The organism is Bacillus paralicheniformis (genome assembly GCF_001042485.2).
GTDB classification, from domain to species: Bacteria; Bacillota; Bacilli; order Bacillales; family Bacillaceae; genus Bacillus; species Bacillus paralicheniformis.
On sequence record NZ_LBMN02000006.1, the window covers coordinates 75503 to 97914 of the forward strand.

A 22412-nucleotide genomic window follows, 5' to 3' on the forward strand; every position below is an offset into this window, starting at 1 on the left:
ATTTAGTATCTATCATCCATGGTTTCTTGTAAAACAGTCAAAATCTAAAAATCTCCCTTCAAAACAGTTGAAAAAAAAAATCTCCGTTTTGCAAAACGGAGATTGGCTTTTATACTGTATACCAGGCGATACCCATCGCTCCTTCACCAAGGTGAGTGCCGATCACAGGCCCGAAATAGCTTTTATAAAATTCGACATGTGCATATTGCTTCGACAATTCTTCGATTATTTGATCGGCTTCTTCTTCACGGTTGGCATGAATCACAACCGCTCTCAGCGGCTTTCCTTTCTCGGCATCTTCGCCAAAAAGCTCAAATAAACGGTTCATCGCTTTTTTTCTCGTCCGGATTTTCTCGTAGGGAACGATCAGCTTGTTCTCAAAATGCAAGATCGGCTTTACTTTTAAAAGGCTTCCGACAAAAGCCTGGGCGCCGCTCAGACGTCCTCCCCTTTGCAAATGTGAAAGGTCGTCAACCATAAAATAAGCCCTCATCGAGGTTTTCATATGATCCAAGTGGCGGATGATTTCCTCAGGAGCCGCTCCTTTTTCCGCCATCTCAGCCGCCTCGATCGCATAAAAACCCTGAGCCATGCAGCTGATTTCCGAATCAAACGGATACACTTTAATTCCTTCAAGCATACCGCTTGCTGATACAGCGCTGTTGAATGTTCCGCTGATGCCGCTGGAAAGGTGGATGCTGATGACCGCGTCATATGTTTCACCGAGTTTTTCATAGAGAGAAATCAACTCGCCGTAGGCGGGCTGGGAAGTCGTCGGGAGATTTTCGTGGGCTTTTACTTCTTTGTAATAGTCCTTCCAGCTCATATCGATCTCTTCCCTGTATGAAGTCTCTCCAAAGATCACATTGAGAGGTATCATATGAATATTGTAGCGGTCACGCAGGTCTTTAGGTATATATGCCGTACTGTCTGTTACTACTGCTGTTTTCATGAAATAAACCTTCCTTATGAAAGATACTCTTTTCTATTCTAAAAGAAAAAGCAGCTTTTTTCATTATAAAGTTTAATTTTCTGCCAAAAGAAAAGACCTGCCTTATGGCAAGTCCATCTTTATCTCATTTCTACCCAGCCGTTTTTAATGGCTACAACAACAGCCTGCGTTCTGTCGTTTACATTCATTTTTTGAAGGATGTTGCTGACATGGTTTTTAACCGTTTTTTCACTGATAAATAATGATTCGCCGATTCCGCGGTTGCTTTTTCCATCCGCCAGCATCTGCAGTACCTCGCATTCCCTTCTTGTGAGAATGTGAAGAGGTCTCCGGATTTCCGGATACACCTCATGCTGAGCGTGAGATGATACACCGCTTGTTGCAAGACGGCGGAATTCATTCACAAGATTGTGTGTAACCTTAGGATGCAGATAAGATCCGCCTTCAGCTACTACTTTCACGGCTTCGATCAGCGTATCGGCATCCATTTCTTTCAGCAGATAGCCCCGGGCTCCTGTTTTTAATGCATGTGTAACGTAGTTTTCGTCATCATGGATGGATAAAATAATAACCTTTGATTCCGGATACAAGTCGACCAGTTGTTTTGTCGCTTCTACTCCGTTCACATTCGGCATATTAATATCCATGATAACAACATCAGGATGGTAGTGCTCGACAATGCGAGCCGCTTCATCTCCGTCGTCTCCTTCGGCCACTACCTCAAAGGTAGGTTCGAAATCCAAAATCCGTTTGACACCTTCACGGAATAACTGATGATCGTCAATAATTACAATATTTACTTTAGTCACAAGCTACGCCTCCCCATTCTCATTGTTAAACACACCTCTTTTATGGTCAATATGTCTTTTGTCTCTATTTTACAATTATCTTTACAAAGACAGTGGAACTTTAATCAATATAAATGTCCCAAGACCTATTTTCGAATCGATTGTCATTGAGCCTTCGAGCAAATCGACTCTTTCTTTCATACCTAGCAGACCGAAAGATTTGTTCTTCTTGCCTTTTACTTCTTTTAAGTCAAAGCCGTTTCCATTGTCTTTGATAATCAGCGTCACAAAATCTTTTGTCACTTCTACTTTAACATGAATTTCAGTTGATTCGGAGTGTTTTAAGGCGTTTGTCACCGCTTCCTGTGCAAGCCGGAATAGTGCAACCTCAAACCGCGGTGCTATTCTTCTTTCTTCGGATTCTCCGATGCATTGGAAATGAATCTTTGCTTTTCCATGATAATCTTCGATCGTGTTCAAGTATTTTCTGAGCGTCGGTATCAATCCCAAATCGTCTAAAGCCATCGGCCTTAAATCATAAATGATTCTTCTGACTTCATAAAGAGCATTTCTGACGTTTTGCCGGAGGTTTTTAATTTCCTGAAAGCCTTCTTCTGTTCCTTTGTCTCTGAAGATGCGTTCGATCAGTTCAGATCTCATCATAACGTTGGCCAGCATTTGCGCAGGACCGTCGTGGATTTCCCTTGAGACCCTTTTTCTTTCTTCCTCCTGGGCTTCGATAATCCGCAGTCCGAAATCCTGCTTGGCCTGCGCATCTTCAAGGAGAACGCCGACCTGGCGCAGATCCTGATTTAAGTAGTTTAAGACGACGGTAATCTGACTGACAAGCCCTTCTGAACGCTCGATGATTTCTTGAAGCCCCAAAAGGCGCCGTTCCAGATCATCACGCTTCTCTCTCAGCTGCTTTTCCCGCTGCTGGATCATTGTCAGTTCAACCTGCAGTTTGTGGGCTTTTTCATAAGCTTCGCGAATCTCTTCTTCACTGAATTTATGAAAGTTTCTGCTGACCTCTGACAAGCGGTTCCGCGCATGGCGGGCATGCACTTCCAGCCTGTCTCCAAGATCGATGACTTCGTTGACCTGCTGTTTAATCTGTTTCAGCTCTTCTACCAAGCCTTCGTATTGCTGGCGGGACTGCTCTCCGATTTGAAAGACTTCATCCTTGCTCCCGTCAACCGTTTTTAACATCTTCATAATGATTGAATCTAAAACTTTGGAGTCCATTTTGGAAACGCTCACCCATTTTCCCTCCGTAACAGCATTGTCATTTAGTTTTATCATAAATTTCATTGAACTGAAATTCGTGTCGAATTATAATGAAAGAATGCGTATTCTGGTTTTTTTATGGTTACCGATCCATTTCTATTTAATCATAACAAAATACGCGCCAAAATTCTAAGTCTGTTCGATTTTTAGGAGAACAGCCGCAGGCTTGTCAGGAGGTAAGCAGGCATGCTGCAAAGCTATCTGACTGTTGCAGGTGAAGGGACCCATGAAATCGTGATTGAAAAATCCCGGTTTATATGCCACTTGAGCCGCGTCAGTACTGAAGAAGAAGCACAGAACTTTATCAACCACATAAAAAAGCAGCATTGGAATGCGACGCATAATTGCTCGGCTTACGTCATAGGAGAAAATGATCAAATTCAAAAAGCGAATGACGACGGAGAACCGAGCGGGACAGCGGGCGTACCGATGCTTGAAGTTTTGAAGAAACGCAACCTTAAAGATACATGCGCCGTTGTGACGAGGTATTTCGGCGGCATTAAACTCGGCGCAGGAGGATTGATAAGGGCTTACGGAAAATCCGTGTCAGAGGGGCTGAACCATGTCGGCGTTGTCGAACGAAAGCTGATGCGGGTCATGCACACCACTGTGAACTATACATGGATCGGCAAGCTTGAAAACGAGCTTCGCGAGTCCCCTTATCAAATAAAAGACGTTCACTATGCAGACGATGTCGAATTTGAAACGTATGTCAAGGAAAGCGAAAAACAGGCATTTACGGAATGGATAACCGAATTAACAAATGGCAAGAGTGAGAATAGAGAAGGCATTCAAGTCTATTTGGAAGAAGCTTTTAATAATTAAAGGAGAATCATCTTATGGCTGAGCGTATTAAAGTGAAAGTGCGGAAAAAAAAGAATAAAAAGAGAAGGCTGATTAAACGGTTTATAGTCCTTATGCTGCTCGCACTTCTCGCAGTCGGCGGAGTGGGCATATATAAAATTATAAACACGATTTCCGCGGCTGACGGCACTTATGATGAGCTTGAACGCGGAGAGAAGTCGAAGCTCAGGGACGATGTTGTTGATATTCAAAAAAAGCCGTTCTCGATTCTTTTTATGGGGGTTGAAGATTATTCGACAAACGGCGAGCACGGCCGGACGGATTCCCTGATTGTCGTGACGCTCGATCCTAAAAAGAAGTCGATGAAAATGCTGAGCATTCCGCGGGACACAAGGGTTCATTTGGCCAGCGACACAACCGGCACAAAAACAAAAATTAATGCGGCCTATGCAAAAGGCGGCAAGGATGAAACAATTGAGACGGTTGAGGATTTCCTCGGAATCCCGATCGACTACTATGCAACGGTCGATTTTGACGGGTTTAAAGATGTCATCGATGAAATCGGCGGAATCGATATTGACGTCCCTTTTGATTTCAGCGAAAAAAGCGATGTCTCCAAATCCAAGAGAATCTATTTTAAAAAAGGGAACATGCATCTAAATGGAGAGGAAGCTCTTGCCTACGCAAGGATGAGAAAACAGGATAAGCGGGGAGACTTCGGGAGAAACGACAGACAAAAGCAAATCTTAAAAGCCGTTCTTGATCAAATCTCAAAACCGCAAAACCTCGCTAAAATTGATAAAATAGCCCAAAAAGCAAGCAAAAACATTCAGACAAACTTCAAAATCACACAGGCTCTGGCGCTTCAGCAAATCTACAGCGGCTTTGCTGGTGATGATATAAAAACATTAAACATCACAGGAAAAGATCTTACGATCGCTGATGTTTACTACTTTGAGCCTGACCAGCAAAACCTGGCAAACGTGCAAAATGAATTGACCCATCATTTATACCCGGACTCAACCGCTGATTCGAGCGGAACATCGTCTGAATCTTCCGCACCCGCTGACGGGACAGACAGCTCAGCTGAATCGTCTGCTGCTTCTTCTTATTGATCGGCTCTGTTGAATGTGAAAATTCATAATCGAATAAAAATGAAGGGGAACTCTTTATATATTAAGGGTTCCCCTTTCTTTTGAAAAAGACAAATGATTGATAACACTTTGTTTTAAATAGTTATACTGTTTTTCGTTGGTATCTGAGAATGCCTCGTTTCTATTTGAGGGAACATCCATATACAGGATGTCTTCTTTGAATTGGGAAACCGTTAAATCATATCTTTTACCATTGATAACATTATAAAAATGCCACCCTTCAGGCAGCCTTGTTTTCCTTATTTCTCCACCTAATAGATCATTTACAATTAAGGCGGTTACGCCGCATTGTCCCTTTGCAGGGTTATCCTGACTCCATTTTGAACTTGAATCTGAAGACCAGGATTTATACAGTGCGTTCATTATTTGTTCGATCTGTCCAAGGTGATGATCATCCATAAAAAATCCTCCTTTTCATCGAGTTTTAGTTAGTCAACCAACCGCTTATGGGGCTTCCCGAAATGCGGTAATAATAAAACCCCTGGAATCCAGGGGTTTTTGTGCACATTAATTCCTCTTCACCATCCGCCTGTAAAACTTCGTAAAGGGCTTGTACTGCTCATTTACAAGGCCTGTCACTTCTGCGATGATCTGCATGAACAGGATTAAGCCGAAGATGATGAAGATGGACACCCAGAGCGTCGCGGTTTTTAAAAGAATGGCGCTCAGGCTGAAGACGACGCCAATTAAATAAATGACGATGACGGCTTTCCGATGGGACAGGCCAAAGGCCATCAGCCTGTGGTGAATATGCGATTTGTCGGGTGCCGAAATCGGCTGCTTGTTTAAAATCCGCCTGATGATCGCGAATGTCGTATCAAATATCGGCACTCCTAATATAATGATCGGAATGACGACGCTGAACAGGGTCACGCTTTTATACAGCCCAAGCAGCGACAGAACCGAAATCACATACCCCAAGAAGAGCGAGCCCGTGTCTCCCATAAAAATTTTCGCCGGATGGAAGTTATAGAACAGAAAGCCGACCGTACTTCCGATGACAACCAGCGATAGAGAGAAGATCAAGATTTTATCGGCAGAAAAAGCCATGACGGCAATCGTCGAAAGGCCGATGACGGATATACCCGCAGCCAGTCCGTCCAATCCGTCGATTAAGTTGATGGCATTTGTGATCCCGACGATCCATAAAATCGTCAGAGGATATGCGAGCCATCCCAAATCAAAGCGAAGATCCCAAAACGGAATCGATAAAAATTCCATTTTTAAGCCTGTACTGACGATGATGCAGGCTACTAATATTTGAACGATAAATTTAATTCTCGCGCTTAAATTATGTTTGTCATCTACAATGCCTAAAATGACAATCATAAAAGCACCGAGTGTAATTGTTGTTATTCTGTTTTCATAAAGGCCGCCGGCAAACGAACCGGTCAATACTCCTATAAAAATGGCTAAACCGCCCATTCTCGGCATTACTTTATCATGTATCTTTCGTTTATCCGGCTGATCCACGACCCCGGATTTGATTGCTAGACGTTTGACAAGCGGAGTAATAATTAAAACAGTAATGAGAGAGACAAAAAACGCAAGTACAGTGCGTTCATAAGACATAAGGAAGTCTCCTTTTTAAATGAAGTCTGGTCGTATTAAAGATCATACCTTTTCATTATACAATTTCATTATTTATTATAACAAGCTCCAGCCAAAAGAAACATCATGAATTAATATCCCCCGCCGCAAATTATGCATCTTTATTCAAGTTCAATTGATCAAGCATCGTTAAAAATAAATGATGCCAGTCTCTTTCACGTGCGATCTTTTTGCGCAGTTCCACATGGGAGACATCTACATGCGCAAGCTCCAGCTCTTTACACACCGCTGTAAATTTAGCGGGGTCGTTTCCTGTAAGATGACGGTAAACGTGTTCCTGTTCAACCTTTTTTGTTGAAGGGAGGTTCATGCCGGCGACAGGCTTACCGGCAGCCAAAAATTCAAACAGCTTTAAAGGGAATACCGCATTATTATATGGCGACGGTTTATACGGCATGATCCCGATATCCACTACATTCATATAAGACGGTACTTCCGACGGCGCAGCGGGCCCCGTCCAAATGACATTTTCTTCTTCAAGAAGCGCTTTAAAATCTTCGTCTCCGTTTGTCCCGTCAGGACCGACAAATAAAAACGTCCACTCTTTTTTGGTTCTGGCCGCTTCTTTGATGAGCTTAAAATCGAGCTTCGGCTTGATTCCGCCGATAAAGCCGAGGACGGTGCCTTCCCTTCCGTTTAATACATCCGCTTTTTGCTTATTTTCCGCAAACAAGCTGTATTCCACACCATTTTCGATTGTAAAAACCGGCTTTGTCTCTCCTTGAAGCCGGTCTGCTACGTTTTGGTGCAAATATTCAGAAGTGCAAAAAATCGTATCTGCAGCTTTAATGATTCTGCCTTCAGCTTCAAAAATAACCTTTTGCCTGAATCCTGAGACAAGGCTTTGGCTTCCGCTGATCGGCGCCGCCCACAGGTCACTGCAGTCATAGATGACCTGATCCCACTGATAAAGCGATGACAGCAGCGGAAAACCGGGGAATGTGTACCATAAGCACACCTTTTCCCCCTGAACGTCTTCTTTCAGCCGGTCAAGCAGCGGCTTCAGCTTGCTTTGATAAAAAACATCCTTGTAGCGGGCAAACCTGAATATTTTCTTTTTCAAAAAATCTTTGACTGCAAATTGCTTGATTCCGTTGTCAAGCAATGTAAAAGTTTCGCGGGAAGGATTTTCAGACGGACAGACCCAAATGACTTCCTTCGTCTCCTTGCGGCCGGCTAAAAACTCAGCAAGGCGGTGCCTTCTGTATCTTAGCTGATCCTGCCCCCATTCACCTGTCGCTACTATGACGTGTATGACTTGATCTGCTTTCACTTTCAATCACCTTTTCTGTCAATGCCGTTATAATCTTTTCATGACTGCGTTCTTAGCGTAATGGAAAAAGCACCATGTCGCTTTCATCAAGTGAAGGCGTTCGATTTCCCTGTACACATACCAGGTTTTTCGCGCCGCCTTCCACTTGTTTCTGGAGATCGATGTTTCAACGATGCGGTATTCGGCGAGGGGTTCGTTCAGACCGAATGCCTTGAATCCCCGCTTTAATACGGACAGCCATGTCGCCAAATCCTGACGGGTTCTTATATTCGGCATCCGGATATCACCCGTTTGCTCTCTGTCAATCATCACCGTCAAACAGCCGATAATCGTATTTTTTAATACATCATCATATGTAAGGCTGACGGGTGCATGAATGGTTTTATGAAGCGGTTCGCCGTCTTGGCTGATCAGCTCGTATGCCGTAAATGTGAAAGCATGCTGATGCTTCCTCATAAAGTCAAGCTGCTTATCCAGCTTTTCTGCTTTCCACAAATCATCGCTGTCCAAAAAGGCGACATAGCGCCCTTCGGCTTTGCTGAGCGCCGCATTTCGAGCCGCTGCAGCGCCTTGATTTTCTTTCAGAAAAATGGCATGGATCCGCTCATCATCTTCTTCATAGCGCTTCAAAATGTCTCTTGTCCCATCTGTTGAGCAATCATCGGCAATGATCATTTCCCAGTCGGAAAACGTCTGATTTAAGACGGACTGAATGGTTTTTTCGATAAATTCCTCCGCGTTATAGGAAGGCGTAATGACAGAGATTAAAGGTTTTTGCCTCGTCATGGTCCTGATCCACATCCCCAATTAAAAATTTAACGTTCTCTGAATACTTCCGGAACGACAATGATAAAAAACGACAGCGCTAAACCGATCAGTACGCCTAATACCGCTCTTTTTTTAGGCGACATGCCGGCAGCCTGGTTATCCAGCACGATCAAAGGCTCAATTTCTTCAGCAGCCTTCATATCAAGCTTGCTTGTTTCAAGCTCATACAAAAACCGCTGTTTGTCAACTTTGGAATCAGCGCTGACTGTTTCGTCTTCAAGCGCCTTAATATTCTTTTCAATGACTTCTTCTCTTTTTGAGAACAGCGCCTTATCGCCTTTCATATAGGCATCTTTAATTTTTCCTAAAGTATCCAATGTTTCCTGTTTATCAGGCCCTGTGTAGCTTAAGTTGAAAAGTGAATCCGTTCTGATTTCAATCGCCAGATCGTCTTTCAATTGCGCCAGATCCTCTTCCGGCATATCCGGGAAAATGTCCTTTAAAAAAGCTTCGTTTTTCAACAGCAGCGGCACTTGCTTTGCATTGTTGTACTTCGCTTCTCCATAGTTCCCGGTTGATATCGTTACAGTAGCCGTGTAATTAGATGGAGCAACGCTTCCCTTCGGCATAAAATAGCCGACAAGACCAAGAATAAGAGGAAGCGCAATAATCGCCACAATAAACTTTTTCACTCTACCAGCAATACGTTTGATTAAATTCATCACATGAATTTCTCCCTGTTTTTAAATTCGATTTTCAAAAATCACCTATACTGTTCGGTTTCATCCGTTCCGCAGACTCTAAAGGTATTAACCGTCGCAATCACAAGCGCGAGGAACACCCAATGGAAATATAAATTCGAGACGGAACTCGGACTGATGCTTGACACAAGGAAGGCGACGAGCGCGGCTGTCAAACCTTCAATGAGAAGCTTGTACCGCTTTCCAAGCGATCTTTTATAATATCGGTAAAGCACAGTTATTAAATAAATGTACATCGTTAAATAACCGAGCATCATCACAACTCCAAAATTCGTCATGATCTCTACGAGCCAGTTATGAACCTCCACGACCCGGTCTGTATCGAACAATGCGTGATGTTCCAAATAATAAGGTACATTGCCGGCGCCGACGCCAAATCCGTAAGTATCCAGCACATAATGCCCGGCGTTTTTCAACAAGTTTGCCCTGGCGACATTGGATGGCAGCGGCTCGCTGAAATCGTGTGTAGTTTGCGGAGCCAAAAAGTATGTATAAAAAGCTCCGGTGATCTTTCCTGCAAACAGTGTGACAAAAGCGATACATCCTGCAGCTGCGGCGATGAGCGCCCATTTTTTAAGCACCTTCGGCAGCAAAATAAATGCATAAACGGCAAGTCCGGCTATAATTCCCAGGATGCTGGCTCTTGATCCTGTCAGGAAAATCAAGTAGGCCGAACAGAACGCAAGGAGCAGCCCCGCTATTTTTAAGTAGCTGTTTTTAATGTTTTTGAAAAAAGATAAATAAAAGAAAAAGCTGATGGATAGAAATGTCGCAAAGTCATTCTGATTGAAAAAGACGGATGTCGGATAGTGCTGTTTATAGTGCGGCCCGTTATAAAGGGTCGAACTCGGCAGGTGGTTTAATGTAAAGTGGTTGTAAAACCCGATGACCATTAAAAATACGGTCATGACCAACCATATGTAATAAAACGCGAGAATTCGATCCATTTTTTGAAAAAACATAACAATCAGAAAAACAAAAAACATTCCCATTGCCAATAGGAACAGATATTTTACGCCCTCAGTAGCAGACTTGACCCAAAGCAGCGAAATCATTCCATAGCAGAACCAAAACGTGAAAAACATCAGAATGCCTTTAACATGCACCTGCTTCCACTTTTCAAGGTGCTGGCTGCCTTTCAACATTTCCGCTATGAATAAGAACCCTGCCAGAATCAGAAGAATTCGATATGGAAACAGGCTGAAAAAGCCCAATTTAATCGTAAAAAAAGCATTGTTGGCAAATGTTGCAGCGATAAGCAGATATAATACGGGCATCAGCAATTGCTCGGACGACAAATACTTCCGGAGCACAATGATCAAAGTCAGCGCAATCAAAATCAGACATGCTAACAAGACTTTTTTTGCATTGGACTGGGCCAATACAACGAATGCTAACCCTGCGGTCAATGCGGCGAGCCAAACCAAAACATTGACCGCGGAACGTTTGAGACTCATTTTTCCCCCTCCTTCCGCTTCTTTCTGGAAAAGGGCTGCCGACATCAGCCAGCAGCCAGTGATTTACATATTCATTTCTTTTTTATAATATGAAATGGTCTTTTCCAGTCCTTCAGCGAGCGGCATTTTTGGTTCCCAGTTTAAAATTTTCTTTGTTTCTTCATTACACAGTGTGCTGTGGCGGATATCCCCCGGTCTTTCATCTTGATAAATCGGAGACAGCGCCGAGTTCGTCGCTTTTTTCATCTCTGCAAACAGCTCATTGACTGTGATCGAAAAGCCGTTCGAAACGTTTAAACAAACGTTTGATTGAGCTTTGAGCGCCTTGACGTTGGCGGAAGCCACATCACCGACATAAATAAAATCGCGCGATTGTTCTCCGTCTCCAAAAATCACCGGAGCCTTGCCGCTTGTCAGCAAATCGGAGAAAATCGATACGACGCCGCCCTCTCCTTTTGCGTCCTGGCGCGGCCCGTATACATTGCTGTACCGCAAAATGCAATACTCGGTTCCATACAGATCATAGGCCAGCTTTAAGTAGTTCTCCACCGTAAGCTTCGTCAGCCCGTAGGGTGAGCCTGGATTTGTTTTATGACGAGTGTCGACAGGCAGATATTCAGGATCTCCATAAACAGCTGCTGATGATGCAAAGACAATCTTTTTCACGCTGCATTCACCCGCTGCCTTAATGATATGGAGCGATCCCTTGATATTGATGTTTTCATCATTTAAAAAATCGCTGACAGACTCCGCCACGCTTACTTGTGCAGCTAAATGAATAATATAATCGGGATCAATGCTTTTGATGACGTCGATGACTTCCGGCTTTGTTATATCCTGCTCATAAAAGTCAACCGCGAGACCTTCAATGTTGGAGCGGTGTCCCGTAGTTAAATTGTCAAGAATTGAAACCCGGTAATTTTCTTTCAGAAGCTGTTCAGCGATATGCGAGCCTATAAATCCGCATCCGCCTGTCACTAGTACTTTTTCCATTAATAACACCCCTCGTTTTATACTTTTGTTAAGCTTTTCTCTCCCTGTACTCCAGGGCGGCCAATTGAATGATAAATAAATCCTTCTCTTCTCATATCTTCAAGTTTAAACAAGTTACGTCCATCAATTAGAACAGGACGATTTAAATATGTTTTCAATTTCTTAAAATCCATTTCTTTAACCTGTGGCCAATCTGTCAAAATGAGGCAAGCATCAGTATCCTTTACAGTATCATACAAATCGTTGCTGTATATGGCCTGATCTCCCAATAAGCGTTCTGCCTCCGGAATTGCAATGGGATCGTATGCTTTAATATGAGCACCAAGGCCTCTCAGCATCGGAATGACATCCAGAGACGGCGCCGAGCGCATATCGTTTGTATTCGGCTTGAATGCCAGCCCAAGAACCGAAATGGTCATGCCGTTTAAATCGCCAAACACATCAAGGAGCTTTTGCACAATGTGGGCGCGCTGCTTTTGATTCGTCTCAATAACGGCTTCAATCATTTTAAAAGGATAGCCGACTGACTTCGCGATGTGCAATAAAGCCATTGTATCTTTAGGGAAGCAAGAGCCGCCAAAGCCGATTCCGGCATTCAAAAATTTATTGCCGATTCTGCTGTCCAGTCCGACACCTTCAGACACCTTTGATACATCAGCTCCGACCCTTTCGCAAATATTTGCGATATCATTAATGAACGAGATCTTTGTAGCCAAAAATGCATTTGCAGCGTATTTAATCATTTCTGCACTTTCAAGGTTAGACTTGACGATTTTCGTTTGAAAAGGCTTATGGAGCTCTTCAATAATCGCAGCAGCCTTTTCGCTTGTCGCACCGATGACGGCTCTTTCCATATTCATCGTATCGTAAATAGCTGTTCCTTCACGAAGGAACTCCGGATTCGAAACGACGTCGAAAGGGAATTCCCCTTTTGAATTGCGTTCTATAATGGCTTGTACGAGCTTTCCTGTTCCAACAGGGACAGTGCTTTTGTTGACGACGACTTTATAGCCGTTCAGATGCTTCCCGATCATTTCGGCAACAGATTTGACAAATGTCAGGTCTGCTTCCCCTGTTTCCGACATCGGTGTTCCGACTGCAATATAAATAATCTCTGCTTCTTCAATCGCCTTGGGAATATCAGTAGAGAAAAATAAGCGATTTTCGTTTACGTTTTTATCCACAAGTTCTTTTAGGCCGTTTTCATAAATCGGCATCACTCCTGCTGAGAGTCCTCTTATTTTTTCTGCATCAATATCGCAACAGACAACCGAGTTTCCCACTTCGGCAAAACAAGTTCCAGACACCAGCCCGACATATCCCGTTCCAATGACAGCGATTCTTTTCAACATTATCATTCCCTTCTTTCAGCTGACCCTTCAAATCCAATAGCTTGATTTAGGTAATGATCTTTATCTCTTTTCTATTGAAAAAATCTGGGTTTTCCGTTTTCCCAATTCTTATTTTTATTAGCTTAGACGCAAATAAATGGGTTTAAACAGTATTATATTCAACACTCATGCGCATATTAACCGACAGATCCCAACTTAATTTTTGTTCTCGGCAACATCTCCATACACATCCAGCAACTTGCCGGCATTTTTAAAGGCGTCATAATCATCGTGCACCGTTTGATACAGCTCTTCAGCGATGTCTTCTTGCCAATTCGCGCCTTCCAAATAACCTTTGACAGCTTCTGTTATGCTGGAAGCCGAGCGCGGCTTAATCAGCAGATGTTCGTGTTTTCCGAATAAAGACGGAACCCCTCCGACCGCCGTACAAAGCACCGGAACCTTGAGGGCGAGCGCTTCAATGACGACAGTCGGCATCCCCTCAGAATACGAAGGAAGCGCAAACAGATCTGATGCAGCCAGATATTCTGATATCTCATGGTTTGCGACCTGCCCCGTCAATATCGCTTTTTCACCGGCGGTTTGACGAATGTGCTGCTTCTCCGGTCCGTCGCCGATGAACACAGCTCTGTAGCTGTCATCAAGCTGCTTGACCGCTTCCGCCAGCTCGGCTACTCCTTTTCCTTTCACCAAGCGGCCGACGAACGTCAGCAATTTTTTGTCTTTCGGCAGGCCGAATTTCTCCCTCAATTCAAATGTTGAAGCGGAGGGTTTTTGAAACCGGTCCAGGTTGACGCCGATAGGAAGAACCGAGCATTCAGCACCGGTCATTTCTTTTGTTTTGGCTTTCAGCTCATCGCTGACAGCCAGAACTTTTGCCGCGGAATGCACAGCTGTTTCAAATGCTCGAAATGCACCTTTGCTGTAATGGGGATAAATATTGACATCGCTTCCGTGCAAAGTCAGAACATAAGGAACTTTCAGCCTCTGTGAAACAACGGCAGCGGCACCCCCGGATGGCATCGCGAAATGGGCATGGATAAGATCCGGCGCAAGCCCGTGCTTCTCGATCGTCCTCAATACAGACTTTGCAATCCGGCGATGCGGCTGTGCCCATTTTAGCTGTCCAGGCAGAGCCGTATACGGCGGTCTGTAGACCGGGATGCCTTTTCTTTCTTCATATTCCGGGACTGTTCGTGCTTGACGGTATTTTTTTTTCAGCAGCCTGAGGGGAGCAGGGTTCACAGGTGATGGACATATGACCGCCACATCAACGCCCTGCATCTGCAGCGCCTGAACCTGTGTTTCATGAAAAACGCCTTCTCCCGGTTTTTGACTGCTTGGATAAACACTGGTAATCCAAAGAACCTTCAATGATGAAACGCCCTTTCTGCTGTCATCTTCCTAATTGGATCTTCATAGCCCGCCGATAAAATTTACTGACCAGAAAACCGTAAAAAATTCCGCTGATTCCGACGGAAACTGCCAGCTGAAGCATGGCGCCGTGAAGCAGATGTCTGCTGCCGACGCTCAAGACAAGAGCCAGCAATGCCATGAGCAGTGTCAAGGCCAGCGGTTTTCCAACGGTTCTGAAATATTCGCCCATCTTCAGCTGGATGACATATTTGAGCAGCCATCTGCCGATAAAGAAATTGATCAGGCTGATCGCTGCATAGGTCCAGGCGGTGATCGTCAAATCATTCGTTAATACCGCCGCATAAAGAGACAGCCCGTAAAGGAGCATGATCCCGCTGTCCCAATAAAATGCCAGGTCTGCTCTCCCCTTCGCCAGCAAAACCGATCCGTTCGGATTCATCAAAACCCTGAGCAGCCCGACAATCGCGAGGATATTCAGAACCGGTACGGCCTGCAGCCATTTTTCTCCGAAGACGACTTCAATAAATAAATCTGAAACGGTCATCAGTCCGATCAGAAGCGGGAATGAAATCAGCGAGAGAAGCTTTGTCATATTTAAAAAGCCTTCGCGCAGCGTTTGATTGTTCCCTTGATTCTTTGAGAAGACGGGAAACGCTACCCGTGTCACGATCGGATTGATTTTTAATACGGGAATCGTAATAATTTGATACGCCAGGTTATAGATTCCCAATGCTTCCGCACCGAGAAACCGTCCGATCAAAATCATGTCGATATTGGCGCCAAGCCTGTTTACAAGCCTTGAAGCGAGCTGAAACGCGCCGAACGAGAAAAATTCTTTCACTTCCCCCAACGCAAAGACGAGAGATGGACGCCATTTTTTTAAATATACAGCAAAAAACATGATGCCTTTAACCGAATTAAGAAAAACTTGTGACAATGCATAGGCCACAATCGGATCCATCAGAAAAACCAAAACGAGCAGGAGCACAAATGACAAAACGGTGACACCCGCTTCTATTTTGCTCAGCACATTAAACTTCAGATCTTTTTGCAGCATATATTGATACTGCTGGCCGACCGGGGCGATCAAAAACATGACGGCCAAAATCCGCACAAGAAAAACCAGTTCGTCCCGCTGATAAAAGTCTGCGATGAACGGACTCAGGAAAAAGAGGCCGATAAACAAAAGGATGCCCGTTAGGATATTCAGCCAATATAAGGTCGATAATTGGCGTTCACTGATGTTCTCCTTTTGAATTAAAGCGGCCCCGAATCCCATATCGAGTACAATTTGTGTAAAAATCGTTACGGTGGTCAGCATTCCGACCAAACCGAATTCGGCAATTGTCATGATATTGCCGAGCAGTGCAAACTGTATAATTTGAATGACCGTGACGATCAAAGTTGAAACACTTGTCCATTTTGCACCGCTTAATATTTGTTTCGTAATGGTAGACATAGCATATTCCTAACTTCCTCGTATTATCTGGCTCCTTCGCCGGTTAATACTACTTTAATCGTTTTCAGCATAACCTTCAAATCGAGAAGAAACGTTAAATTCCGAATGTAATACAGATCGTGCACCAATTTTTCTCTCGGACCGATATCATAGCCTCCGTTTACCTGTGCAAGTCCCGTTAACCCAGGCTTAACAATTAAGCGGTTTTTAAATCCCGGAATTTCATGGTGAAACTGAGCGGTAAACATCGGTCTTTCAGGCCTTGGTCCCACAAGGCTCATATCTCCGGCCAGAACATTGATCAACTGCGGAAGTTCATCGATTCTTGTTCTTCTTATAAAAGACCCGACTGCAGTGATGCGCGGATCATCCTTCTGCGCCCATTTCGCACCGGATTTTTCTGCGTCAATTCTCATAGAACGCAGCTTGATCACCTTAAAATGCTTTCCGTCTTTTCCGACGCGTTCCTGCCGGTATAACGGAGAACCCGGTGTTTCGATACAGATTAATATACAAAACAGCAGGATAAACGGCAGTGTAAGAGCGAGCCCAATCAAGGAAAGGACGATATCCATTATCCGCTTCATATATAAATAACGTACTGCTTTTTTTGATAGAGCACAGGAATAAGTTTGCTGGCTTGAATATTCATTGTACATTCTTAAACTTTTGTCGATACTCACTAGCATACACCTCGATTAGTATGTTACTGTTTGATCTATTCGTCAGTGTAGCATACGAACGTAAACACAATGTAAAGGAGTTATTAAAATTAGTAAATTCATTGATTTTATGTTAAAAATGCACCGCCTCCGTTTTGTCTTTAATTCAACAAAAATATCATACTATATTATAAAGACAAAACAAAGGCAGCATAGGCAATTTTTCCGAAAAACGAATTTCTTTATATTTTAATAGTAAGCAACAATTCCGTCATAAATCGCTTTAGCGCCTTTTTCTTTGTAAGTCGAGCTTTTCAATTTTGTCGCATCGCTTACATTGCTGATAAACGCAAGTTCAACAAGGCTGCTTGGCATTTTTGATTCCCTGATGACATGGAAGTTGCCGATTTTTACACCGCGGTTTTTCGTATTCAATGCAACATAGAGACGGTTTTGAATCTCGGTTGCCAGCCTTTTGCTGTTGGCAGATTCATATGTTGTATAATAGTAGGTTTCTGTTCCGGAAGCAGCAGGCGTTGCCGAGTTTGCATGAATGCTGACAAACAAATCCGCATGATTTGACTGCGCTTTTGACACGCGCTGTGCGAGCGTCAGATAAGTGTCGTTCGTTCTCGCCATAATTGGCAGAGCACCGCCGTTTGATAGTTTCGTATTAATTAATTTTGCGACATCAAGGTTCACTTTTTTCTCATATAAACCGTTGCCGACAGCACCGCTGTCTGTACCTCCGTGCCCTGCATCAATGAAGATTTTTTTGCCGACGATCGGATTCTTCAGCTGTGACACGACATTGGATTGAAGAGACACCGTTCCGCCGAGCACGGTAAACGTCGTCATGTTTTTAGACCCGATTACTTCTCTTGTCGGTGTCGGCAAAGATGATGCATTCGTGAACATCATCGGACGGTTTTGTTTAGCCGCCAGAACAGATCCTGTTAATCCGTCGGCATACGCATAGCCGTTGCTTATAATTGCACTCTTGGCAGAAGAATAGTATTTCTTGACGACATTAGCCGCGACTTCATAGCGGTTGCTACCGCCGATCCGCGTCGGAGAAGCAAGCTGTTTGTATACGCTGCTGGAGATGCTGACCTCACCACCTACGACAATGGTTGATGTTGTTCCTTTGCTCTTCATCGCATTTTTTGTCGCTGTCGGTATCGAATTGGAAGATGTTAAGAGGATCGGGATGCCGTTTCTCGCGGCATATGCGCCGATCGCAAGGCTGTCGGCATACGCCGTTCCGTTTGCGATGACAGCTTTTGAATTTTTCGGCAGCTTATTCGCAATATTTGCCGCTACCTCGTAGCGATTTGCACCGCCGATGCGTTCGACAGATGACACACCAAGTTTTTTAATCTCGCTTACGACGCCGTTTTGAATGCTGACGGTTCCGCCGATTACGATCACTTTGCTAGGTTTTAACTGACTGATTCGATTTTTAGTGGCTGTTGGCAATTTGGACGCTTCTGTTAATAGGACAGGCGCGTTGTTTCGATAAGCAAATGGAGTCGCTGAAAGGACGTCCGCATATGCCTTTCCATTTGCAACAATGACAGTGCTTGCACTAGTCCATCCCTGTTTGGAAACATTCACCGCGACATCATAGCGGTTTGCACCGTCTAATCTTGTGACAGAGTTGGCTGCAAATACATTAGGTATAAACAAAAAGAACCCTAACAACAACATAGGTACAGCTTTAAGAAAAACCCTCAAAAAAATAACCTCCAAAAATGTAAATGTTATGTTTTCCTCTGAACATGAACAGAGGAGGCACTGCTGCCTCCTGTTCTAACTCTATTAATAGCTTGATAGAGTCGTATTTGGATAATAGAAACTTAAGATTTTCTTGTAATCGTGCCCGGCAGCAGCTCTGGCATTTGCTCCGTACTGACTCATGCCGATGCCGTGGCCGAATCCTTTACCGCTGAGACTAAAAGCGTTCGTATGGTTGGATACAGAAGCATACGTGCTCTTCATATTCATGCCGCCCAGCATCGATCTTAATTGAGTCGTCGTCACGGAAATCGTCGCTGTTTTTTCCGAGAGACTTCCGTTTGACAGAACATAGCCGTTTGGTTTTTCTTTGACAAAGTAAGAAAACTTCACCTCTGCTGTTTTCGGCCGCTGACCGGCAGTTTTCGCGCTGCTCAGGGTCAGGCTTGAGATTTTCGTGATCTTAATGGATTCTGCACTAGGATATTTATTGGTAATAAACCAGCTTTTCAGTCCCGATAAATAGGCGGAATTCGTTTCGTTAGTCGTATTCCACCATGTGCCAGGGCTCTTTAGGTTTAAGCCGCTGGTATTGATCTGCGTTTTATTCAAAGACATCGACCAGCTGTTTTTCCGGTCATATGTATCCGCTTTGGCGATTAAATATGGAACATTGCCGCCCCATACCTCTGCGCTTGCTTCCGTATATCCCCCGTTGCTTGATGAGTAAACGGCCGAAATTAAATTGCCGTTATGTTTTAAAACTTGTCCTTTTGTGGCATTTACAACGCTGGATGTCTTCGAATTCCAGTCGTATCCGCCGTAAACCTGAAACGCTTGTGTGTCGGCCACTACTTTTCCTGCGGAACCGACCGAATATGTTCTCGCCGCCACCGCTTGGGCTTTTAACGCTTCCGTCTGCCAGCTTGCCGGCATTTCGTGCGGCACAACACCTTTTAAATAATCTTCGAACGGAATGTTTTCGTTTATCGGACGAACATATTTGTTTGATTCAATCGTAAACTTCATTTTGCCCAGATAAGGCCTTCCGTTGATACTGATGGAATTTGACGTCGAATATTTTTTAGGTGATGCCGTAAACGACGTCCCAAGCGTTTTGACAGCTTTATTATTTTTATAGAGCACAAGCTTTCCGCTCGATAGTTTAACAGAATATCCGTCTCCGGTAAGCATATCTGCCAGACTATTTTTCAATGAATCCGTGATCGAGGTGGTCCCTCCAAGCAAAGCAAAAGATTGTGTTCCTTTTTTCGCGACTACATCTGCAACAGGAGTCGGCAGGCTGCCCGCTTGGACAAGCAGCAAAGGATGCTTTTGTTTGGCTGCAAGGACGGAACCGGCCAGCGCATCCGCAAAAGTTGTTCCGTTAGACATGAAAACCTTTGATGCGTTCATGTTAAGCGTGTTGACAATATTCGCCGACACTTCGTATCTGTTCGCTCCGCCGATGCGGGTAACAGCCGCTTTTTTCTTTAATGTGTTTTCAACACCTGTGCTGACACTCACCGGACCGCCGACGATCGTAACCTTGCTCGGAATATTGTAATCGCTTCGGATCGTATTATTCCCTGAGAGCAGTATCGGATAACCGTTCATTGCCGCATAAGGCGCGATCGACAGCGCGTCGGAGAAGACTTGACCGGTGGCAACAATCGCCTGGTTGTAAGACCCCATCCGGCTCGCGATGTTTTTGGAGACATCATAGCGGTTGGCGCCGCCGATGCGGTTAATTGCCCCATACTTTTTCAGCGTGTTTTCAACATTTTTGGAAACGCTCGTTGTTCCCCCGATAATTAAGATATTATCAGGCTTCATCTTGGCAATTTGAGTTTCGGTTTTCGCCGTGAGCGTACCCGCATCCGTTAATAGAATCGGCGCATCGTACTTCTTTGCAAGCGGAGTTGCTGAAAGTGCGTCCGCAAAAGCGTCCCGGTTGACAATCACGACAGTGCTCGGGTTCGTCCATCCGACAGATGCGACATTGTTTGCCACATCGAAGCGGGTCGCCCCGCCGTACCGCTCTGTCGCGGCGATTCCCGAGCCCGGAATTTCGTATGCGCCGGTAATGCTGACATCAACGCTTGATTTATTGCCTAAATAATTGCTTAACTTTACCGAAATGGTTTTGTCGGCAGCCTGGGCAGATTGCGTAAACATCAGAGCTGCAGCAGTTACTGACGACAGAAGCAGAAGCTTCATCTTTTTCAAAACGTTATGAACCCCCTTGATTCAGCTATTTATTTTGTTTCGATGCTTTTCAGCTCCAAAACGCCATTTTCGCCTTTTGTATATTGGACTTCGACTTTTTTGCCTTCTTCAATGGAATTGACTTTGTCTTGAAGATCTTCACCGACTTGAAGCGTTGTTTCTTTGCCATCGATGTTCACCGCTATTGTGTGGCTGTCAGCCAACCCTGCAAATGAACCTTCTTTAGTTATGGTTTCTTCAGATGCCGCATTTTTATTGTCTGAGCTTGACTTGTCCTCCGATTGGCCCGAAGTGCCGCAGGCTGACAACAAAAGCAGCATTGATAATGTTAGAACTATGAGTTTTTTCATCTTCTTCACCTCTCCCTTTTTATCGACAAATTCCAACAGATTCTTTAATTATAGCGAAAAATTTTGCAGATTGATTGGTTTTTTTGAAACATTTTTCTAATGATTTCGTCTATCCAAAAGGACACATATAAGTTTTTGTTGTTTTCGAATTGTGAGAAACTTATAATCAAAGTAGACTATATAAAAGGTGAGGGCTATATGAGAGCTGAAAAGAGAAAGAAAAAAATTCTATATACCATTATCGCTTTGCTTGGAATTTTTGTCCTCTGCACAGGCAGTTATGCCTATTATTTATGGCATAAAGCGGCATCTACTGTGGCGAGTATTCATGAAAATATTAACAAGTCAAAAAAACGCGATTCAGAAGTTGATATTGATAACCATGACCCGTTTTCCGTGCTTCTCATGGGTGTCGATGAACGGGACGGTGATAAGGGGCGCGCAGACTCCCTCATTTATATGACGGTGAATCCGAAAACGAAAACGACTGAAATGGTCAGCATCCCGCGGGATACGTATACTGAAATTATCGGTAAAGGCAAATTGGATAAAATCAACCATTCATACGCATTCGGCGGTGTTCAAATGACGGTTGACACGGTTGAGAACTTTCTCGACGTTCCAGTCGATTATTTTGTTAAAGTGAACATGGAAAGTTTCAGGGATGTCGTAGATACGCTTGGCGGCATTACCGTGAACAGTACGTTCGCTTTCAAATATGACGGCTATTCATTCGGCAAAGGCGAGATTACGCTGAATGGAAAAGAAGCGCTCGCTTATACGAGAATGAGGAAAGAGGACCCGAACGGCGATTTCGGGCGCCAGAACAGACAGCGTCAGGTTATCGAAGGAATCATTAATAAAGGCGCCAATATATCATCCATTACGAAATTCGGAGATATGTTCAAAGTAATCGAAAACAACGTTAAAACGAATCTCACGTTTGACGATATGTGGGATATTCAATCCGGCTATAAGGAAGCCCGCTCAAAAGTCATTCAGCATGAGCTGAAAGGCGACGGCACAAAAATCAACGGAATCTATTATTACAAAGCCGATGAAAGTTCCCTGTCCGACATTACCGCCGAATTGAAAGAAAGCCTTAATAAATAAAAAAGCTTCCTGAAAGGGACTGACCCCATAAGACGAGACAAATAAAAAACACCTTCAAGTTTGAAAACGGATAGTTGTTATCCGAAATAAGACGTGGAGGTGTTTTTTCTATGGGGACAAGAATGAGTTATCCGGTTGAAGTCAAACGGAAGGCTGTAGAAATGAGATTGGCAGGAGTGCCGATGAAAGAGATCATGCAGAAATTGAATATTAAGAATAAGACACAGGTTCAGACATGGGTTAGATGGTATAAGGCTGGGGATACGCATCGATTCGAACAGCCTG

General features: G+C 44.0%; 21 protein-coding genes. 4 read left to right on the forward strand and 17 right to left on the reverse strand.

The window, feature by feature from the left end:
* Window positions 1-109: 109 nt before the first annotated feature.
* From ACH97_RS06630 to degS, 3 genes are all read right to left on the reverse strand, one after another.
* Window positions 110-952, reverse strand: coding sequence for a DegV family protein (locus ACH97_RS06630; protein WP_003185726.1), 843 nt, complete (start codon window positions 950-952; stop codon window positions 110-112).
* Between the two features lie 119 nt (window positions 953-1071).
* Window positions 1072-1761, reverse strand: coding sequence for a two-component system response regulator DegU (gene degU, locus ACH97_RS06635; protein WP_003185730.1), 690 nt, complete (start codon window positions 1759-1761; stop codon window positions 1072-1074).
* Window positions 1762-1842: 81 nt separating this feature from the next.
* The gene (degS, locus tag ACH97_RS06640) at window positions 1843-3000 is read right to left on the reverse strand and encodes a two-component sensor histidine kinase DegS (RefSeq protein WP_003185733.1); all 1158 of its coding nucleotides are present in this window, start codon (window positions 2998-3000) and stop codon (window positions 1843-1845) included.
* A gap of 213 nt (window positions 3001-3213) precedes the next feature.
* On the opposite strand from degS, the gene ACH97_RS06645 reads away from it, so the two are divergent.
* Together ACH97_RS06645 and ACH97_RS06650 are read left to right on the forward strand one after the other, a co-directional pair.
* A complete protein-coding gene (locus tag ACH97_RS06645; RefSeq protein WP_003185736.1) occupies window positions 3214-3852 on the forward strand; it encodes a YigZ family protein in 639 nt (212 codons plus the stop codon).
* A 14-nt stretch (window positions 3853-3866) separates the two neighbouring features.
* Window positions 3867-4946: an LCP family protein gene (locus ACH97_RS06650; RefSeq protein WP_048350275.1), complete on the forward strand. Its 1080-nt coding sequence runs from the start codon at window positions 3867-3869 to the stop codon at window positions 4944-4946.
* 54 nt (window positions 4947-5000) lie between these two features.
* Here the strand turns inward: ACH97_RS06650 and ACH97_RS06655 are convergent, their stop codons facing one another.
* The 14 genes from ACH97_RS06655 to ACH97_RS06720 all read right to left on the reverse strand — a co-directional run bounded on the left by ACH97_RS06655 (window position 5001) and on the right by ACH97_RS06720 (window position 21014).
* Entirely contained in the window at window positions 5001-5384 is a 384-nt protein-coding gene (locus tag ACH97_RS06655) for a YunG family protein (protein ID WP_048350274.1), read from the reverse strand.
* A gap of 108 nt (window positions 5385-5492) precedes the next feature.
* Window positions 5493-6557 carry a glycosyltransferase family 4 protein gene (locus ACH97_RS06660; protein WP_048350273.1) on the reverse strand — a complete coding sequence of 355 codons (1065 nt, stop codon included), beginning with the start codon at window positions 6555-6557 and terminating at the stop codon, window positions 5493-5495.
* A gap of 130 nt (window positions 6558-6687) precedes the next feature.
* Window positions 6688-7869: a teichuronic acid biosynthesis protein TuaH gene (tuaH, locus tag ACH97_RS06665; RefSeq protein WP_048350272.1), complete on the reverse strand. Its 1182-nt coding sequence runs from the start codon at window positions 7867-7869 to the stop codon at window positions 6688-6690.
* 27 nt (window positions 7870-7896) lie between these two features.
* A complete protein-coding gene (tuaG, locus tag ACH97_RS06670) occupies window positions 7897-8655 on the reverse strand; it encodes a teichuronic acid biosynthesis protein TuaG (RefSeq protein ID WP_048350271.1) in 759 nt (252 codons plus the stop codon).
* Between the two features lie 29 nt (window positions 8656-8684).
* The gene (tuaF, locus tag ACH97_RS06675; RefSeq protein WP_048350270.1) at window positions 8685-9359 is read right to left on the reverse strand and encodes a teichuronic acid biosynthesis protein TuaF; all 675 of its coding nucleotides are present in this window, start codon (window positions 9357-9359) and stop codon (window positions 8685-8687) included.
* Between the two features lie 41 nt (window positions 9360-9400).
* The gene (gene tuaE, locus ACH97_RS06680; RefSeq protein ID WP_048350269.1) at window positions 9401-10855 is read right to left on the reverse strand and encodes a teichuronic acid biosynthesis protein TuaE; all 1455 of its coding nucleotides are present in this window, start codon (window positions 10853-10855) and stop codon (window positions 9401-9403) included.
* Window positions 10856-10918: 63 nt separating this feature from the next.
* Window positions 10919-11848 carry an NAD-dependent epimerase/dehydratase family protein gene (locus ACH97_RS06685; protein ID WP_020453128.1) on the reverse strand — a complete coding sequence of 310 codons (930 nt, stop codon included), beginning with the start codon at window positions 11846-11848 and terminating at the stop codon, window positions 10919-10921.
* 17 nt (window positions 11849-11865) lie between these two features.
* On the reverse strand, window positions 11866-13197 hold the full coding sequence (gene tuaD, locus ACH97_RS06690) for a UDP-glucose 6-dehydrogenase TuaD (protein WP_095292153.1): 1332 nt from the start codon (window positions 13195-13197) through the stop codon (window positions 11866-11868).
* A 198-nt stretch (window positions 13198-13395) separates the two neighbouring features.
* On the reverse strand, window positions 13396-14574 hold the full coding sequence (tuaC, locus tag ACH97_RS06695) for a teichuronic acid biosynthesis protein TuaC (protein ID WP_020453130.1): 1179 nt from the start codon (window positions 14572-14574) through the stop codon (window positions 13396-13398).
* Between the two features lie 22 nt (window positions 14575-14596).
* Window positions 14597-16036 carry a teichuronic acid biosynthesis protein TuaB gene (gene tuaB / locus ACH97_RS06700; protein ID WP_020453131.1) on the reverse strand — a complete coding sequence of 480 codons (1440 nt, stop codon included), beginning with the start codon at window positions 16034-16036 and terminating at the stop codon, window positions 14597-14599.
* 23 nt (window positions 16037-16059) lie between these two features.
* Window positions 16060-16719 (reverse strand): sugar transferase, encoded by a 660-nt coding sequence (locus ACH97_RS06705; protein ID WP_020453132.1) that lies wholly within the window; start codon window positions 16717-16719, stop codon window positions 16060-16062.
* Window positions 16720-16947: 228 nt separating this feature from the next.
* Window positions 16948-18435 carry an N-acetylmuramoyl-L-alanine amidase gene (locus ACH97_RS06710; RefSeq protein WP_041817334.1) on the reverse strand — a complete coding sequence of 496 codons (1488 nt, stop codon included), beginning with the start codon at window positions 18433-18435 and terminating at the stop codon, window positions 16948-16950.
* Window positions 18436-18519: 84 nt separating this feature from the next.
* The gene (locus tag ACH97_RS06715; RefSeq protein WP_048350268.1) at window positions 18520-20664 is read right to left on the reverse strand and encodes a SpoIID/LytB domain-containing protein; all 2145 of its coding nucleotides are present in this window, start codon (window positions 20662-20664) and stop codon (window positions 18520-18522) included.
* A gap of 29 nt (window positions 20665-20693) precedes the next feature.
* Window positions 20694-21014 carry a hypothetical protein gene (locus ACH97_RS06720; protein ID WP_020453135.1) on the reverse strand — a complete coding sequence of 107 codons (321 nt, stop codon included), beginning with the start codon at window positions 21012-21014 and terminating at the stop codon, window positions 20694-20696.
* Window positions 21015-21212: 198 nt separating this feature from the next.
* Here ACH97_RS06720 and tagU point away from each other — a divergent pair, with 198 nt between their 5' ends.
* Together tagU and ACH97_RS22775 are read left to right on the forward strand one after the other, a co-directional pair.
* Window positions 21213-22127: a polyisoprenyl-teichoic acid--peptidoglycan teichoic acid transferase TagU gene (tagU, locus tag ACH97_RS06725; RefSeq protein ID WP_048350267.1), complete on the forward strand. Its 915-nt coding sequence runs from the start codon at window positions 21213-21215 to the stop codon at window positions 22125-22127.
* Window positions 22128-22237: 110 nt separating this feature from the next.
* The coding region (locus tag ACH97_RS22775; protein WP_081043980.1) for a helix-turn-helix domain-containing protein at window positions 22238-22412 on the forward strand (175 nt) is incomplete at its 3' end.

Coding starts and splice junctions, on each gene's coding strand:
- ACH97_RS06630 (WP_003185726.1), bottom strand. CDS start 952: ATGAAAACAGCAGTAGTAACAGACAGTACGGCATATATACCTAAAGAC.
- ACH97_RS06645 (WP_003185736.1), top strand. CDS start 3,214: ATGCTGCAAAGCTATCTGACTGTTGCAGGTGAAGGGACCCATGAAATC.
- ACH97_RS06650 (WP_048350275.1), top strand. CDS start 3,867: ATGGCTGAGCGTATTAAAGTGAAAGTGCGGAAAAAAAAGAATAAAAAG.
- ACH97_RS06655 (WP_048350274.1), bottom strand. CDS start 5,384: ATGGATGATCATCACCTTGGACAGATCGAACAAATAATGAACGCACTG.
- ACH97_RS06660 (WP_048350273.1), bottom strand. CDS start 6,557: ATGTCTTATGAACGCACTGTACTTGCGTTTTTTGTCTCTCTCATTACT.
- tuaG (WP_048350271.1), bottom strand. CDS start 8,655: ATGACGAGGCAAAAACCTTTAATCTCTGTCATTACGCCTTCCTATAAC.
- tuaF (WP_048350270.1), bottom strand. CDS start 9,359: ATGAATTTAATCAAACGTATTGCTGGTAGAGTGAAAAAGTTTATTGTG.
- tuaE (WP_048350269.1), bottom strand. CDS start 10,855: ATGAGTCTCAAACGTTCCGCGGTCAATGTTTTGGTTTGGCTCGCCGCA.
- ACH97_RS06685 (WP_020453128.1), bottom strand. CDS start 11,848: ATGGAAAAAGTACTAGTGACAGGCGGATGCGGATTTATAGGCTCGCAT.
- tuaB (WP_020453131.1), bottom strand. CDS start 16,036: ATGTCTACCATTACGAAACAAATATTAAGCGGTGCAAAATGGACAAGT.
- ACH97_RS06720 (WP_020453135.1), bottom strand. CDS start 21,014: ATGAAAAAACTCATAGTTCTAACATTATCAATGCTGCTTTTGTTGTCA.
- tagU (WP_048350267.1), top strand. CDS start 21,213: ATGAGAGCTGAAAAGAGAAAGAAAAAAATTCTATATACCATTATCGCT.